At 63.3% G+C, this 15,265-nt stretch carries 15 protein-coding genes; 7 read left to right on the top strand and 8 right to left on the bottom strand.

Annotated elements, in window-relative coordinates:
* Window positions 1-68: 68 nt before the first annotated feature.
* From HAD_RS08440 to HAD_RS08460, 5 genes are all read right to left on the bottom strand, one after another.
* Window positions 69-473, bottom strand: a complete 405-nt coding sequence (locus tag HAD_RS08440) for a GtrA family protein (RefSeq protein WP_084331939.1) — start codon at window positions 471-473, stop codon at window positions 69-71.
* A 19-nt stretch (window positions 474-492) separates the two neighbouring features.
* Complete coding sequence (locus HAD_RS08445) at window positions 493-1,257, bottom strand: SDR family NAD(P)-dependent oxidoreductase (protein ID WP_035570487.1); 765 nt, start codon at window positions 1,255-1,257, stop codon at window positions 493-495.
* Window positions 1,258-1,271: 14 nt separating this feature from the next.
* A complete protein-coding gene (locus tag HAD_RS08450) occupies window positions 1,272-2,576 on the bottom strand; it encodes an FAD-binding oxidoreductase (protein ID WP_035570488.1) in 1,305 nt (434 codons plus the stop codon).
* Window positions 2,558-4,006, bottom strand: coding sequence for a UbiA family prenyltransferase (locus HAD_RS08455; RefSeq protein ID WP_051596041.1), 1,449 nt, complete (start codon window positions 4,004-4,006; stop codon window positions 2,558-2,560). Before HAD_RS08455 ends, HAD_RS08450 begins: the two co-directional genes overlap by 19 nt.
* 203 nt (window positions 4,007-4,209) lie before the next feature.
* Window positions 4,210-4,953, bottom strand: coding sequence for a DUF4386 domain-containing protein (locus HAD_RS08460; RefSeq protein ID WP_084331836.1), 744 nt, complete (start codon window positions 4,951-4,953; stop codon window positions 4,210-4,212).
* A gap of 112 nt (window positions 4,954-5,065) precedes the next feature.
* On the opposite strand from HAD_RS08460, the gene HAD_RS08465 reads away from it, so the two are divergent.
* Window positions 5,066-5,956 (top strand): LysR family transcriptional regulator, encoded by an 891-nt coding sequence (locus HAD_RS08465; RefSeq protein ID WP_035570492.1) that lies wholly within the window; start codon window positions 5,066-5,068, stop codon window positions 5,954-5,956.
* Window positions 5,957-5,959: 3 nt separating this feature from the next.
* On the opposite strand, the gene HAD_RS08470 is transcribed toward HAD_RS08465, so the two are convergent.
* From HAD_RS08470 to HAD_RS17920, 3 genes are all read right to left on the bottom strand, one after another.
* Window positions 5,960-7,120: a DegT/DnrJ/EryC1/StrS family aminotransferase gene (locus HAD_RS08470; protein WP_035570493.1), complete on the bottom strand. Its 1,161-nt coding sequence runs from the start codon at window positions 7,118-7,120 to the stop codon at window positions 5,960-5,962.
* A 103-nt stretch (window positions 7,121-7,223) separates the two neighbouring features.
* Window positions 7,224-8,210, bottom strand: coding sequence for a glycosyltransferase family 2 protein (locus tag HAD_RS08475; RefSeq protein ID WP_035570494.1), 987 nt, complete (start codon window positions 8,208-8,210; stop codon window positions 7,224-7,226).
* A 26-nt stretch (window positions 8,211-8,236) separates the two neighbouring features.
* Window positions 8,237-9,454: a glycosyltransferase gene (locus tag HAD_RS17920; protein ID WP_051596042.1), complete on the bottom strand. Its 1,218-nt coding sequence runs from the start codon at window positions 9,452-9,454 to the stop codon at window positions 8,237-8,239.
* A gap of 162 nt (window positions 9,455-9,616) precedes the next feature.
* Here HAD_RS17920 and rfbC point away from each other — a divergent pair, with 162 nt between their 5' ends.
* The 6 genes from rfbC to HAD_RS08510 all read left to right on the top strand — a co-directional run bounded on the left by rfbC (window position 9,617) and on the right by HAD_RS08510 (window position 15,228).
* Window positions 9,617-10,183 carry a dTDP-4-dehydrorhamnose 3,5-epimerase gene (gene rfbC / locus HAD_RS08485; RefSeq protein WP_422119984.1) on the top strand — a complete coding sequence of 189 codons (567 nt, stop codon included), beginning with the start codon at window positions 9,617-9,619 and terminating at the stop codon, window positions 10,181-10,183.
* Window positions 10,184-10,336: 153 nt separating this feature from the next.
* Window positions 10,337-11,395, top strand: coding sequence for a dTDP-glucose 4,6-dehydratase (rfbB, locus tag HAD_RS08490; protein WP_035570495.1), 1,059 nt, complete (start codon window positions 10,337-10,339; stop codon window positions 11,393-11,395).
* A 5-nt stretch (window positions 11,396-11,400) separates the two neighbouring features.
* A complete protein-coding gene (rfbD, locus tag HAD_RS08495; RefSeq protein ID WP_035570496.1) occupies window positions 11,401-12,273 on the top strand; it encodes a dTDP-4-dehydrorhamnose reductase in 873 nt (290 codons plus the stop codon).
* An 11-nt stretch (window positions 12,274-12,284) separates the two neighbouring features.
* Window positions 12,285-13,157 carry a glucose-1-phosphate thymidylyltransferase RfbA gene (rfbA, locus tag HAD_RS08500; RefSeq protein WP_035570498.1) on the top strand — a complete coding sequence of 291 codons (873 nt, stop codon included), beginning with the start codon at window positions 12,285-12,287 and terminating at the stop codon, window positions 13,155-13,157.
* A 110-nt stretch (window positions 13,158-13,267) separates the two neighbouring features.
* Window positions 13,268-14,524, top strand: a complete 1,257-nt coding sequence (locus HAD_RS17925; protein WP_051596043.1) for a DUF2793 domain-containing protein — start codon at window positions 13,268-13,270, stop codon at window positions 14,522-14,524.
* Window positions 14,525-14,604: 80 nt separating this feature from the next.
* On the top strand, window positions 14,605-15,228 hold the full coding sequence (locus tag HAD_RS08510) for a class I SAM-dependent methyltransferase (protein WP_035570500.1): 624 nt from the start codon (window positions 14,605-14,607) through the stop codon (window positions 15,226-15,228).
* The last annotated feature ends 37 nt before the right edge of the window (window positions 15,229-15,265 follow it).

The following is a 15,265-nucleotide window of genomic DNA, read 5'->3' on the forward strand; positions in this document are numbered from 1 at the left end:
GCCCCGGCCCCCGGTCAGGCCGGGCCGTCAGGGGCGGTCTGCGCCAGTTCCAGTCGAGAGGGGGAGGGTCAGGCCGCCTTGCGGAAGACGAAGCGGGAATCCAGCAGGAATTTCAGGATGTAGCCGATAACGAGGCCGATGACGCCGCCGACATAACGCATCAGGTCGGACTCGAAGGCATAGTGGAAGAAGATCTCCGTGCCCCAGAAGACGATCGTCGTGAACACGCCGGTGAACGTGTAGAACGCGAATTGCGAAACCATGGCGCGGCCATGTTCCAGCTTCTCTTCAAAGACGAGGAACTTGTCCAAGAGGTATTTCGAGACGAGTCCGGCGCCGGTGCCGACAAAGATCGAGGCGTAGACCGCCAGCGTGCCGTCGCCGAACAGCTGGACGACGCCGTACTGCGACCCGATGTTCACGATGATCGAGAACACCGCCGCGGCCGCATAGATCGCAATCTTTTTCGACATGGGCATTCGCGGGGCGCCCTTACAGTTTCGTCTTGTGGAAGATGGGCATCGGCACAGCGCGGATGATCAGCAGGATCCAGCGCCAGAACCAGGGCGCATAGATGCGGGCGCGCTTCTTCACGACCGCCTTGCGGATGATTTGCGCCACCGCGTCGGCCGTCGCCCAGAGCGGGCCGCCCTTGGCAATATGATCCGTCATCGGCGTATCCATGAAGCCCGGCTTGACCAGCGTGACGGCAATGTCCTTGTTGGCGGCGAAGCGGTGGCTCATGCCTTCGGAGACGCGCTCCAGTCCGGCCTTCGTCGCGCCATAGAGGTAGTTCGACTGGCGGCCGCGGTCGCCTGCGACAGAGCCGATCACGACCAGCTGGCCGTGTCCCTGCGTTTCGAACACTTTGGCCAGTGTCTCCATCCAGAGCACGGCAGACACAAAGTTCGTGTCCAGCATATCTTTCAGATGGCTGGCATTGTCCTGGAAGTCTTTCTGGTCACCCAGTACGCCATAGGCGAGGAAGCCCTCATCAATATTGCCTGCATGCTGTTTCGCAACGTCTTCCATCACCGGCAGGATCTTGTCCGGGTCTGACAGGTCCGCCGTGATCGTGATCACTTTGGCGCCCGAGCGTGCGGCGATGTCGTCACGCACCGTCGACAGGGTCTCTCCATTCCGCGCGACCAGCACATAGGTGCCGAACGCGCCTTCCGCGCTGACCAGCCGCAGATAGGCCTGCGCGAGGCCGGAGGTCGCCCCCAGAACGAGAAGGGTCTTGTTGGAAGAGGTCATGCTCGCTTGTCCGTTCAATTTGTGACGCGCCGCCAGAATGACGAGCTGATCATGGGATCCCTGGCGTTTTCCAGGGCTTCCCAGTTTGGATAGGTCTTGCGGTAGGTTTCGCCTGTCATCAAGGCATCCTTGGCCGGATACATGCGCCCGCCATGGGCAAGGACGATGGCATCCAGCCGGTGCAGGAAGTCGACGGTTTTCCGGCCGCGATTGGCAAAATCGAGCGCTAGGCTGACCCCTTCATAGGGGAAGGTATTGCGGCCGGGCGAAAGCTCCTTGCCGTGAACTTTCAGCACAGCGAGGAACGAGCCCTGGCCTTCGCGGCGGATCGCTTCCAGCAATTCACGGACGCCGGCCTTGCCGTTTTCCATCGGGATGATGGACTGATGCTGGAAAAAGCCCTTGTGACCATACAGCTTGTTCCAGTCGAGAATGCCGTCGAGCGGGTAGAAGAACGGGTCATAGTCCTGCTGCCCCTTGAAGGTCGCGGCGGGCCGGTGGCGGTAGAGCCAGTTGAAGGCCGAGATCGACATCCGGTTCAACAGGAAGGACGGCATCTCAAGCGGCCATTTGATCGCCTTGTCCGCGGGCTTCACGTTCAGCGGGCCGTGTTCGACATAGCGGGCGCGGGAAAAGACGCCGCGGCCCAGTGCGGCTTCCGGACTGAAACAGTCGAGCCAGGCCACGGTGTAAGGCCAGTCGGCGCTTTCCTCGCTCAATGAGAAGAATTCGTCGAGGTCCGCATAGGGACGGTTTTCAACATGGAGGTTGCTGGACGTGATCCGCTTCAGCTGCAGTTCGACCCATTCGATATAGCCGGTCAGGCCAAGGCCGGAGATCGTCAGCGCGAACATGTCGGCATTTTCGGACGGGCTGCACAGGAGGCGCTCGCCGTTTGAGCGCACCAGCATCAGCGCGGTGACGTGGGCGCCGAAACTGCCCGCCGTGTGGTGGTTTTTCCCGTGCACGTCATTGGCGACGGCGCCGCCAAGAGTCACGAATTTCGTGCCCGGTGTCACCGCGACGATCCAGCCGGCCGGGATGGTGATGCGGTGCAGGTCGGCCAGCGTCAGGCCGGAGCGGGCGCGCAGGATGCCGGTCTCCCGGTCGAAGGCGATGACGCTGTCCGGGCCGGTGGCCTGCACCAGCGTGCCGTTCTCGTTGAGGGCGACATCGCCATAGGAGCGCCCCATGCCACGGAAGGTGACTGGGCCGTCCAGCGGACGGTTGCCGTCAAAGGCCGTTTCGAACCGGCCGAGGGAGACGACCGTCTGATCGTACCGCTGCGCGCGGCCCCAGCTTAGAACAGGCTTGACCATACCGGCCTCGTGATATCGAGCCCCATGATCAGGCCGATCAGGCCCAGCGACAGGAGGCTGACCTTGTCCTTGACGGCAAAGATCACCGGATCGTCATGCAGCTCACCGCGTCCGGCAATCATCCAGAAGCGCAGCACCCAGGCCGCGAGGATGGCGGAGCCGAGCAGGATCGTCGTTTCCGAATGGAAGATCTGCGACTGCGACAGCAGGCCATAGATCAGCAGGGAGATGACGGAGGAGAACCCGGCCGCCGTGCCCATGGCGAGCAGGGGGATCTCGTCGCTGGCCACATAGCCACGGCCGGTGACGCTGCCCTTGTCGCGTGTACGGACCACTTCGACATAGCGTTTCCCGATGGCCAGTGACAGGAAGAAAGTGCCGATGAAGGTGAGCAGCCAGCCCGTGGGCGGCGCGCCGACGACATTGGCGCCCGCGATGACGCGGATCATGAACAGGCCCGCCAGGATGAACACGTCCAGCACCGGCAGGCGTTTCAGGCGGAAGGAATAGGCGCAGGTCATGATGCCATAGACCAGCGTGGTGATCCCGAATGCGGTCGAGATCAGGAAGGAGAGGGCAATCGTCGAAGGGATGACGACCGCCATGAACAGGCCCGCAAGCGGGACGCTGAGGGCGCCGCTGGCAAGCGGACGGGCGTGCTTGGAATGATGCGCGCGGTCGTCCGGCATGTCGAACAGGTCGTTCAGCATGTAGGTCGCGCTGGCGAGCAGCGAGAAGCAGAAGAAAGCGAGCACAAGCTTGATGAAATCGGTCGTGTCCAGCGTCGGCAGGACGAGGCCCGGCACGATGAAGATCAACACGTTCTTCGCCCACTGGTGCAGGCGCATGGCCTTCAGCAGCGGCTTCAGCCGGCCGCGCCGGTCGACGAGGCGTTCCACCTCGACATCCCGGCCGTCATCCTGCTTCAGCTTGTAGGAGCGGGACGGGGCATTGACGCCATAGCCCTTACGCGCCGCGCGCCAGACGGCATAATCGGCGCTCGAATTGCCGACATAGACGAAGCTGTCGCCGTGGCGCTCGCGCAGGAAAGCCGCCTTGCGCGTGGAGGTGAGATTGTTGCCGGGTTCAGAGCCCTTGAAGAAATCCACTTCCAGATGGTCGGCCACCTTCTGGACGAGAATGTGGTCTGACCCCGATACGATCTCGACCGGCACGCCCTTCGCCTTGTGGGCCTCCATCAGGGCGATCACATCCGGATCGTAGGGCAGGCTGGCGGCGTCGTAATGGAGATGCAGCTTCTCGGCGAGGTAGCGCTTGGCTTCGGGCTTGCTGATCAGGAATTTGAAGAGGGCGATCGGCAGCAGGTGCGGCTTCCACCGCGCGCACAGGACCAGCAGCTCATGCGTCAGGTCGTTGCGGATCAGCGTGCCGTCCAGATCAAAGACAAGAACGTCTTCCTTTTGAGCCATGTCCCTGAAACCCTTTGTTTCCGCGCAACTTTAAAGGAAAATGGCGCGGCATGCGCCCCGTTTGGTAAATGCGGATTCCCAACAGCCCGTTTTACAGCAAGGCATGTGCCATTTCTGGCCCATGCCTGACCACCAGCGCCGGATTTATAACCGCAACACCTGAGGATTCCGTAAAGCGCCGGCGGCCCCGCCATTGCGGCCGCTCACCGGACGTGCGGCGTCCTGATCCCGGCCACCAGCAGCCAGAGAAGGAACCCGATTTCGCCAGCCGTGGCGAGGATCGTGACCGCATGGTCGATGTAACCGGAGGCAGCAGAGGCGGTTGGCAACAAGGCCAGGGCAAACGTGTCTGCCGCATAAGCGCCCCCGGCGAGCATCAGCAGGACCGCGAACAGTCTCGGCACGGCGCCGGTCCGGTAGATCATCACCGCCAGAAGCATCAGATGGACCCCGAAAATCAGGAGCGACACCATGAACCCGTTCAAATGCGCTTCGGCCAGACGGAGCACCGTATCGGGCATGCCGGCAGCGGCCCCCTGATCGATGAGCGAAATGATCCCGAACAGGCTGGTCAAGGCTGCGGCGTGGACCGAGACGTAAATGAGCCGGAACACCATCGACATCAGCGCCAGCCGTGGGGAGGCCGGCGCGAAGATCCAGTAGAAGAGATAGGCGATGACGATGTCGATCAGGGCCGTCACCAGCCATGCGGCGACCCCCGCCCGGAACAGGCCTTCGTTCGAGAGGATGTTCTGCGTGGTCGCGGCGTCGTCGCCATGGATGATCAGGGTTTCCGACACGAGGAAATAGGAGGACCCGCCGATGATGGCGAGCAGCAGGTAAAGCGCGCCCGTCAATCGTCCGATCGACTTCATCCGCTCAGGCGACCGGGAACCGGAATTTTCCCGGTGGCGGGACGGCGTTGGAAGACTTGCTGCTAGTGTCATGGCGGCCTCGGCATGTTTTCCGGCAGGGGCCGGTTTCGTGTCAGGGCATCTGTAGCCGGGGATAACCCATACATAAATTGCGCAAATTTCTTGATCTGGTATACGCAGATCAATGAACTGGGATACGGCGGACTTCGACTGGAATCAGGCGCGCGCCTTCCTCGCGACGGCGGAGGAGGGGTCGCTGTCGGCTGCCGCGCGCGCCCTTGGCGTGACCCAGCCGACGCTGAGCCGCCAGGTCAGTGCACTGGAAGAGAAACTGGGGATCACCCTGTTCGAACGCGGCCCGCGCATGACCAGCCTCACCTCGGCCGGGCTGGAGGTTCTGGACCATGTCCGTGCCATGCACGAGGCGGCGGCGAAATTGTCCCTGTCGGCTTCCGGCCAGTCACAAGCGGTTGCCGGCCTTGTCCGCATCGCAACGACAGACACGCTGGCCTGCTATCATTTACCGGACATGCTGCTCCGCCTGCGGAAGATCGCGCCGGACATCGAAGTGGAGATCCGCACGTCCAACAAATTGCGGGACCTCCTCCAGCGCGAGGCGGATATCGCCATCCGCCACGCAAGACCCAGCGAGCCGGAGCTGATCGCGAAAAAGGTGCGCACCACATCGGCCACATTGTATGCGTCGAAAGACTATCTGGACCGGGCCGGGCGGCCGCGCGACGCCGGGGATCTCCAGAAACTGAAATATATCGGGGTCGACACGCGCGACACGCTGATCCAGCCCCTGAAGCAGAAAGGGCTCGCGCTGACCACGTCGAATTTCACTGCGTCAGCCGATAGCGGCCTTGCGGCCATTGAGCTGGCAAGGAAAGGCCTGGGCGTCGGCTTGTTCATCGCGGATGAAGTGGACCAGTTCCCGGACCTGGAAATCGTCTGGCCCGACTTCAAACCGTTCGACGTGCCGATCTGGCTGGTGACCCATCGCGAACTGCACACCAGCAAGCGCATCCGGCTGATGTTTGATCTGATCTCAGACTATTACAGCCTGAAATAGGCCTCAGCCGTTAAACGCGCGGATGGCGTCGATGATGCGGTCCTGATCTTCTTCCGAGAGATAAGGGTGCATGGGCAGGGCAATGACGTAGCGGCTGGCTTCTTCCGTCACCGGCATCGACCCGGCGGGCGGGGCCCAGTCTGCGGCGAAGTCCTGCATGTGGATCGGCACCGGATAATAGACCGCTGTCGGAATGCCCTGTGTGCCGAGATGGGCCTGCAGACCGTCGCGGTTTTCGTGCTCGATGACATATTGCGCCCACACGCTCTTGCCGCCCTCGATGACGGTTGGCACGCGGCGGACATGGCCGTTCAGGCCTTCATTGTAGCGCGCGGCCACTTTCTGGCGCTGCTCGATCTCGTCGGCGAAGATTTTCAGCTTCTCCAGCAGGACGGCCGCCTGGATCGTGTCGAGGCGGGAGTTCATGCCGACGCGCAGCGACAGGTATTTCGGGTCGTGATGGAAGTTGCGCTCGGCCGCATCGGTCGGCGTGACCTTGCCGTAGACGCGCAGCGCCTCGACCAGTTCTGCGAGGCGGTCGTCATTGGTCACCACTGCGCCGCCGTCGCCATAACAGCCAAGCGGCTTGGCCGGGAAGAAACTGGTGGTCGCGATGTCGGCCCAGTCGGTCGTCGCCTTGCCGTTCAGCGTGCAGCCAAAGCCCTGCGCATTGTCGGAGATCAGCTTCATGCCTTCGCGGTCGCAGATCGCCTTGATGGCCGGATAGTCCGCGGGCTGGCCGAACAGGTCGACCGCGATGACAACCTTCGGCGTCAGCTTGCCTTCGGCCTTCACGCGGGCGATGGCGGCCTCAAGGCTGGCCGGGTCCATGTTGTAGGTGTCGGGCAGGATATCGACGAAGACCGGCGAGGCGCCCGTCCACGGCACGACCTGCGCCGTCGCAACGAAGGTGAAGGACGGGCAGAAGACCGCATCGCCGGGGCCCACTTCCCACGCCATCAGCGGCAGGGCGATGGCATCCGTGCCATTGGCGCAGCTGACCGAGTGTTTCGCGCCGCACCAGGCCGCGAGCTGCTTTTCCAGTTCCGTCACTTCCGGGCCGAGCACATAGCGCCCGCTCTCCACGACGGAGAGGATGGCGGCGTTGACTTCGCTTTCGATCCGTTTGCGCTGGGCCTGAAGGTCGATGAAGGGGAGGGACATGGGCTTCTCTTGAGGTCAGTCTATGAGGGATTTGAGGCGGTGTTAGTCGGCGTGCTGCCGGGCCGCCAATCACCTTTGGTTTCAACTTGTTTTGCCCGAAGTGTCACGGATCCGGACGGACATGGGGCAGGCGGCGGCTCATCCGGAAGGGGTTCCACGCCATGGCGCGGGCAAGGCGCCAGCTGGACGCGCGCTTGCCGGTCCAGCGCCATTGATTCGAGGCGCGCAGACGCAAGGCGCCCGCAAAACCGTCCCGCATACCGCGCCAGATCGGCCCGCCGGTGCCGGTCATCGCCGCCCGCATCAGCAGATAGGCCGAGAGCACCAGATGGCCGGGAAGGGTGAGGACCAGCAGTCCGGCCGGCATGTTCTTGAAATAGGTCCACACCCGGTTGCGCGTGCCATGATAGAGCGTGCGCTCCGATGTGCGGCCTGAAATGCCGGAGGCCGCGTGCTGCACACTGGCCTGCGGCACGAACCGGCAGGTTTCGCCGGCCAGCCGCAGACGGAAGCCGAAATCGACATCCTCGCAATACATGAAGAAGCGCTCGTCGAAGCCGCCATGTGCCAGGTAGACCGACCGCCGGATCATCGCGGCCGCCCCGCAGGCGCTGAACACTTCGCCCGGGCCCGGCAGCGCGCTGACCGGGTGGCCGAAGCCGCCCCGCCAGGGAAAGCCGAAAATGCAATAGGCATCGCCGACGCCGTCCAGCTTGCCGGGTTCCTGCATCAGGTACTGGCATCCGGCAAAGGCGTTCACATCCGGATGGGCTGTGCTGGCGGCAACGAACTGTTCGAGGAAGTCCGGCGCGGCCTGCGTATCGGGGTTGAGCAGGACCAGCCATTCGCCGGTGGCCTGCTTTACAGCGAGGTTGTTTCCACGAGCGTAGCCGTGATTGTCGGTTTCGCGGATGAGCCGGGCCGCCGGAAGGCCGGTCAGGTCCGGCGCGTCAGCCGAACCGTCGCTCGACGCATTGTCGAGCAGGATGAGCTCAAAGTCCCGGAAGGTCTGCGCCCGCAGCGCGTCCAGCATCCGGGGCAGGTAATCCCGGCCGTTATAATTCACGACGATAATGGAAATCAGCGGCATGTCCGGTCGAATCCTGCGCGAACCGGTCAGGCGGCCGGAGCCGGCGTGCCGGCCGCGAGACGGCCCAGCGCCTGGGAATAAACCGATTGCGGAAGCGTTTGCGCAATCGTGTCGCGTGCCGCATGTCCCATGCGCGCCCGCAGCTCCGGCTGTTCACGCAGGGCCCGCAGCATCTGCACGGCTTCGCCGATGTCCGGCTCCGCCCATTTGGCATGGCCATAATCGATATAGGCGCCGGCCGGGTCGTCCACAGGCACCAGCTTGTAGGGCACCAGCATGGCACTTTCCGAAGTCATGAAGTCGATATTGCCGGACCAGCCGGTCGCCACCACGGCCCGTCCGGCCGCCATGGACTCGGCCAGGGTGAGGCCAAAGCCTTCGGCCCGGTGCGCGGAAAGCAGGATGTCATTGTCGAACAGGAAAGACTGCTGGTCGGCCTCGCTGAGGTCGCCCTCGATCAGCTGGATGCGGGGGTCCTCGGCGGCCATTGCCCGCAGCATCTGGTGGTATTCCGGGAACATCGACAGGTTCCGGCACTTCACGTTGAAGCGCACGTCCGGATCGTCGGGGAAGGCGCGCCGGAAGATTTCCGCCGCGCCCAGCACGTTCTTGCGCTTGAAGGAGGAGCGTCCATCGGCAAGCGCGGCGATCTGGACGATATGTTCCGGATTGTGGAACCGGCCCTGGCGGCGCTGGATGTCGTCGGCGAGGGCCACATGGTGCGGCACGCGGTAAACCGGCTTGTGCGGACCGGGCGTGATGGCTGTGCGGACAAATTCGCTGGGGGCCCAGATGGCCGAAAGATGATTGGCGGCCCGGGCCCAGTCATTCGGCGCAACGCCCAGTTCCCAGGCCCAGCTGCCGATCACGGTCCAGTTATGCCAGCGGCGCAGGCCAAGGGCGATCAGCGCGCGCTGCGTTTCAGGGCCGTTGGCGTAGAGAATCAGCGTGCCGTTGCGGGTCCGCGGCATGGCGGAAAGGGGTACGCTCGGCGGTTGTTCGGCCTGGAAGAAGGTTTCGCTGAGATCGACGGCGAGCGGGGCATGGCCATCTGCCACCAGTGCCTCGTAGCAGAGCTTGGCCGCCCGGCCGATGCCGTTATAGGTGCGGAACATGCCGGCGACGACCAGCGGGGCGTCCGGCGAGATGTTCCTGAGGCCGCGTGCGCCGGGAACAGCCGGTTTTGGCAGGATCGCCTGCCGTGCCCGCGCCTTGCCTATCTGCACCGCTTTTTTGAGGAACACCCTGGAAGCCTGCCTGTCACCTGTCAGTTGCCGGATTTATGAAACCATCCGGCAAACATTACAATGTTTGCGCACCTGCGCCCTGCCATTTGGGCTGGCTGGCCAAATCACCGTTTATGTGCAAACCCACGCGCTTCCTATTTCCGATCTGTTTATGGTGCAATTGTGACCCTGTCAGTAGAAGCTCTTGGTATTCCAGAAGTTAAACTCATTACGCCGCCGCGCTTCGCCGATGCGCGTGGTTATTTTTCAGAAACCTTCAACAGCGCCAATTTTGCTGCCGCCGGGATCGACTGCAATTTCATCCAGGACAACCAGTCCGGGTCTGTTCTGGTTGGTACAATTCGCGGTCTTCACTACCAGGCCCCGCCTTTTGCCCAGTCCAAGCTGGTCCGCGTGCTGGCTGGCGCGATCATTGATGTGGCTGTGGATGTGCGCCGCGGTTCGCCGACCTACGGCCAGTGGGTCAAGGCGACGCTGACGGCGGAAAGCGGCACGCAGATCTTCGTTCCGAAGGGTTTCCTGCACGGTTTCGTGACGCTCGCGCCTGACACGGTGGTCGCCTACAAGGTGGATGCGCCCTATTCGCGAGAGCATGACGGCAGCGTCCGGTGGAACGACCCGGACCTTGCCATCGACTGGGAGCTGGACGGGCGATTGCCCGTCTTGTCCGAGAAAGACGAGGCAGCGCCGCTGATGACGGATTTCGACACACCTTTCACCGTGTAAACAGCACGTTGCGGGTGACGCCGGCGTCATGATTCTGTTCGCAGAGGTAGCAGCAGGTGCGACTTTACTTCGGCAGTGCATCCGATAAACAGGCCGGGACGCGACCGGCTTGCGTCGACCTGATCAATCAGACCAAGCGGAGCTCTTTCTGATATGCGGTTACTGGTGACGGGCGGGGCAGGGTTTATCGGTTCAGCAGTCGTCCGCAAGGCGATTGCCGATGGCCACACTGTAATGAACGTCGACAAGCTGACCTATGCGGCAAACCTCGACAATCTGGCGGAAGTAGACGGCCATCCGGCCTATCAGTTTGTGCAGGCCGACATCTGTGATGGGCCGGCGATGCGCGAGCTGTTCGACAGTTTCCTGCCCGATGCGATCATGCATCTGGCCGCCGAAAGCCATGTCGACCGGTCGATCGACGGCCCGGCGGATTTCATCGAGACCAACATCATCGGCACGTTCCGCCTGCTGGAAGCGGCGCGCGGATACATGGCGGCCGGCAATGCCCCGGACGGTTTCCGCTTCCATCACATTTCGACTGACGAAGTGTTCGGATCGCTGGGCGCCGAAGGGCAATTCACCGAAGAGTCCCGCTACCAGCCGAACTCACCTTACTCCGCCTCAAAGGCCTCGTCGGACATGCTTGTGCGCGCATGGGGCGAGACGTTTCACCTGCCCGTGGTGATTTCCAACTGCTCGAACAATTATGGCCCCTGCCAGTTCCCTGAAAAGCTGATCCCCGTCGTGATCATGGCGGCGCGCGCCGGCAAGCCGATCCCGGTCTATGGCAAGGGCGAGAATGTGCGCGACTGGCTGCATGTGAACGACCATGCCGATGCGCTGCTGCTGGTGGCACAGAAGGGCGTTCCGGGCGAGACGTACAATGTCGGCGGACGTGCAGAGCTGCGCAATATCGACCTTGTGCTGATGATTTGCCGTGAGCTGGACAAGCGGTTCCCGGATGCCGAATGGGGCAAGCACGAATCGCTCATTACTCATGTGACGGACCGGCCGGGCCATGACATGCGCTATGCCGTGGACTGTTCGAAGATCGAGCGCGAGCTGGGCTGGACGCCTGCCTATGACGTCCAGCGCGGCATCAGCGAAACGGTGGACTGGTACCTGAACAATCAGGACTGGATCGACCGCATCCATAATCGCGGCTTCGACGGGTCGCGTATCGGCCTCGGACAACGCAAGGCGGGCTGAATCCGATGCGTATCCTTTTGTTCGGGGCATCCGGCCAGGTCGGGTACGAAGCGCAGCGCTTGGCGGCAGGCGAGGGCATCACGCTCGTCGCGCTCGACCGTGCCGCTGCAGACCTGACGAATCCGGGCGAAGCTGCCCGCCTCATCGCAGAAACCGAATGCGACGCCGTGATCAATGCGGCCGCCTACACCGCCGTCGACAAGGCAGAGTCCGAAACGGATCTCGCCATGGCCGTGAATGGTGTGGCGCCGGGCGAGATGGCAGCGGCCTGCGCGGCCAAGGGTGTGCCGTTCATTCACTTTTCCACGGACTATGTGTTCCCGGGCGATGCAGTCGAGCCGTATACGGAGCTTGATGCGACCGGGCCGCAAGGTGCCTATGGGCGGACCAAGCTGGCCGGGGAAGAGGCCGTGCTGGGCGCGGGCGGCGCGGCTGCCGTGCTGCGGCTCTCCTGGGTGTTCTCCGGGCATGGCAACAATTTTGTGAAGACGATGCTGCGCGTCGGGCAGGAGCGGGGCAGCGTTCGTGTGGTGGACGACCAGATCGGCAAGCCGACACCGGCCTCCGGCGCGGCGCAGGCGGCCTTTGCCGTGGCAAAACGGTTGGTGGCAGATCCTTCCGTGGGCGGGCTTTATCATTTTGCGGGTGACCGCGCCGTGAGCTGGGCCGGTTTCGCCCGCGAGATATTCGAGGTTGCCGGGCTGGAAGTGCCGGTCGAGCCGATCACGACCGACGAGTTTCCGACCCCCGCGCAGCGGCCACCCTGGTCGGTGCTCGATACAAGCCGGTTCGAAGCCGTATTCGGCCGTCCGGCACCCGATTGGCGCGCCGAACTGGTGCGTATCATTCCGGCGCTGACCGCGCCGGCGGAAAACTAGAAGAGGTTCCGATGAAGGGTATTGTTCTGGCAGGCGGATCGGGTACGCGATTGTTCCCGGTGACGCGTGGTGTCTCGAAGCAGATGCTGCCCGTGTTTGACAAGCCGATGATCTATTATCCCATCAGCGCGCTGATGCTGGCCGGGATCCGGGACATCCTGATCATCACCACGCCGCATGACCAGGAGGCTTTCAAAAGGCTGCTGGGCGACGGCAGCGATATCGGCATGAACTTTCAGTATGCCGCCCAACCCTCGCCGGACGGCCTGGCACAGGCCTTTATCATCGGTGAGTCCTTCATCGACGGCGACAAGTGCGCGCTGGTGCTGGGCGACAACATCTTCTACGGCCACGGCCTGCAGGAAATGCTGGCCCAGGCTGCCAGCCTTGAGACCGGTGCGGAGATCTTCGCTTATCAGGTGGCCGATCCCGAGCGTTATGGCGTGGTCGAGATTGCGGACGACGGCACGATCCTCTCCATCGAGGAGAAGCCGCAGAAGCCGAAATCCAACTTCGCCGCGACGGGCCTCTATTTCTACGACGAGACCGTGTGCGAGCGCGCGCACCAGGTGAAGCCGTCGGCGCGAGGCGAGTTGGAAATCACGACGCTGAACGAGATGTATATGCAGGACGGGCAGTTGCGCGCTCATGTGCTGGGCCGCGGCTTTGCGTGGCTGGACACGGGCACGCACAATTCGCTTCTGGAAGCGGCCCATTTTGTGCAGACGATCGAAGCGCGCCAGGGCCTGAAGGTCGCCTGCCTCGAAGAGATCGCCTACCGCCGGGGCTTCATCGACAGTGCACGCGTGCTGGATCTGGCGAAAGATCTCGGCAAGACCGGGTATGGCGAATACCTGCTCCGGCTGGTTCAGGCGGACAAGTAGGCGCCAATCCACCAGGGTTTGCCCGCCATCATTGACATCCCCGCAGGTGAATTCCCCGCATAGACGGCGGCGTTACTTTCCGTGTCCTGAATGACACGGAGGAGCGCTTGATGTCGCAAACCAATCGGATCGGCCTTGGCTACCTGCTGCCCAATCAGGCGCAGAAGCATGTGACGGTGAACGAGGCCTTTGCCCGGCTGGACGGACTGGTGCAGGCGGCCGTCATGGATGCGGTCACGTCCGGCCAGCCGGAGACTCCGGAAGAGGGGCAGGCCTGGCTGGTGCCGGAAGGCGCAACCGGCGCCGTGTGGAGCGCAGCGCCAAGCGGTACGTTGGCCGTGTTCCGCGACGGGGCCTGGGACATGATCACGCCGCAGGCCGGCTGGCGCGTGTTCGATCTCGGTGCCGGTGCGCTGAAGGTTTTTGATGGCACGGCGTGGCAGTCCCTTGCCGGGAGCGGCGGCACGGATTGGCCGCTCCTGGGCATCAACACCGCGGCGGACGAGACGCAGCGGCTGGCGGTGAAGTCCGACGCTGTTCTGCTGTCGCACGACGATGTGACCCCCGGCAGCGGCGACATGCGGCTGTTTCTGAACCGCGCCGATTCGGGCAGGACAGCCTCGATCCTGTTCGAGGATGACTATACGGCGCGGGCGGAGTTCGGCCTGACGGGCGGCCCGTCGGTGAACCTGAAAGTGAACCTGCCCGTTACCGGCTGGGCGGACGCGCTGAGCGTGGACATGGCCAGCGGTGCTATCGGCCTTGGCACCACGGCGCCGGAGGCACGGCTGGACGTGGCGCCGGGCGCCGGGCCGCTGCCGCCCATTCCCGGTGCGGTCGTGCTGCGCCTGCTGAACGATGCGGGCCAGCAGACGACGTTCATTGCCGATGCGATTGCCAATAATGGCGACCTGTCCATGCGCCGTGCGAACGGCGCGTTTGGCGCGCTGACGCCGGTGCAGGCGGGCGACAATATCGGCCAGATCAGCTGGCTGGGTTATGACGGCAGCGCCTACAGCGTGAGCCAGGCGCGGATCGAGGCGGACGCGGCGGAGACCTGGACCCCCGCCGGCCACGGCGTGCACCTGGACTTTGCCGTGACGCCCGCAGGCTCGACCGCGCGGACGAAGCGGATGCGGCTTGATTCGGTGGGGAATATTGCCCTCCGGGACGACCTGACGGCGGCCTGCAAGCTGGATGTGGGCGGCCCGGTGCGGGTGGGCAGCTATGCGAAGGCCGCGCTGCCGCCCGCCAGTGCCGGGGCGGGGCAGGTGATCTTCGTGCCGGACGAGGCCGACGGGGCCGTGCTGGCCTTCTCGGACGGGTCCGCCTGGCGCCGGGTGACCGACCGGGCGGTGGTGTCATAGGCCATCGCAATGACACATTTGAGGTTGACGCACCAAGGCCCGGATCGGCAAATGGTGCCGCGTAGCCTGAGAGGATTTGCATGTCTGCCCATCAACCGTCTCCCCGTTATTTCGAACTTCTGGAACAGTATCGGGATGCGCATGAAAATGGACTGCTGGTGCAGGGCGAACGCCAGCCCAACGTCTTTACCGGCAAGAGCCTGAAGCCCCATATCCGGGTCATTTCCGATCTCCTTCACGCGTGCGACGCGCGGACTTTGCTCGACTATGGATGCGGCAAGGCCGTGTTTCACAAGGCAGAGCAATTCGACCTCGACGGCGAGACCATTTCGAGCCTCAAGGAGTTCTGGGGGCTTGAGAAAGTAACGCTATTCGATCCGGGCGTGGAAGCGCATTCGCAGCTGGCGGATGGCCCGTTCGACGCAGTCATTTCGACAGACGTCCTGGAACATGTGGATGAGCAGGATGTCGATTTTGTCCTGGACCAGATTTTTTCGCGGGCGCTCAAGGTCGTCTACATGAACATTTCCACCCGCCCGGCAGCGAAGTGCCTGCCCAATGGCGAGAATGCGCATGTCACGGTACGGCCGCCGGAATGGTGGAAGGCGCGAATCGAAGCAATCGCAGCAGGCCGGGGCGTCGCATTCTACTGCGCGCTTGAAGATGGCGGTCAGACGATCGAGGTTTTCCGGAACGGTTGCTGAGCCCCTTCTTTGCCGAAGGCGGAGAGGCAACAGTCCT

The sequence above is a fragment of the Hyphomonas adhaerens MHS-3 genome, assembly GCF_000685235.1.
GTDB lineage: Bacteria > Pseudomonadota > Alphaproteobacteria > Caulobacterales > Hyphomonadaceae > Hyphomonas > Hyphomonas adhaerens.

What these genes read in the sequence shown, in the direction of transcription:
- HAD_RS08475 (WP_035570494.1), bottom strand. Translation starts at nt 8,210, where the DNA reads ATGCCGCTGATTTCCATTATCGTCGTGAATTATAACGGCCGGGATTAC.
- rfbB (WP_035570495.1), top strand. Translation starts at nt 10,337, where the DNA reads ATGCGGTTACTGGTGACGGGCGGGGCAGGGTTTATCGGTTCAGCAGTC.
- HAD_RS08455 (WP_051596041.1), bottom strand. Translation starts at nt 4,006, where the DNA reads ATGGCTCAAAAGGAAGACGTTCTTGTCTTTGATCTGGACGGCACGCTG.
- HAD_RS08450 (WP_035570488.1), bottom strand. Translation starts at nt 2,576, where the DNA reads ATGGTCAAGCCTGTTCTAAGCTGGGGCCGCGCGCAGCGGTACGATCAG.
- HAD_RS08465 (WP_035570492.1), top strand. Translation starts at nt 5,066, where the DNA reads ATGAACTGGGATACGGCGGACTTCGACTGGAATCAGGCGCGCGCCTTC.
- HAD_RS08510 (WP_035570500.1), top strand. Translation starts at nt 14,605, where the DNA reads ATGTCTGCCCATCAACCGTCTCCCCGTTATTTCGAACTTCTGGAACAG.
- rfbA (WP_035570498.1), top strand. Translation starts at nt 12,285, where the DNA reads ATGAAGGGTATTGTTCTGGCAGGCGGATCGGGTACGCGATTGTTCCCG.
- HAD_RS08470 (WP_035570493.1), bottom strand. Translation starts at nt 7,120, where the DNA reads ATGTCCCTCCCCTTCATCGACCTTCAGGCCCAGCGCAAACGGATCGAA.
- HAD_RS08460 (WP_084331836.1), bottom strand. Translation starts at nt 4,953, where the DNA reads ATGACACTAGCAGCAAGTCTTCCAACGCCGTCCCGCCACCGGGAAAAT.
- HAD_RS08440 (WP_084331939.1), bottom strand. Translation starts at nt 473, where the DNA reads ATGTCGAAAAAGATTGCGATCTATGCGGCCGCGGCGGTGTTCTCGATC.
- HAD_RS17925 (WP_051596043.1), top strand. Translation starts at nt 13,268, where the DNA reads ATGTCGCAAACCAATCGGATCGGCCTTGGCTACCTGCTGCCCAATCAG.
- rfbD (WP_035570496.1), top strand. Translation starts at nt 11,401, where the DNA reads ATGCGTATCCTTTTGTTCGGGGCATCCGGCCAGGTCGGGTACGAAGCG.
- HAD_RS08445 (WP_035570487.1), bottom strand. Translation starts at nt 1,257, where the DNA reads ATGACCTCTTCCAACAAGACCCTTCTCGTTCTGGGGGCGACCTCCGGC.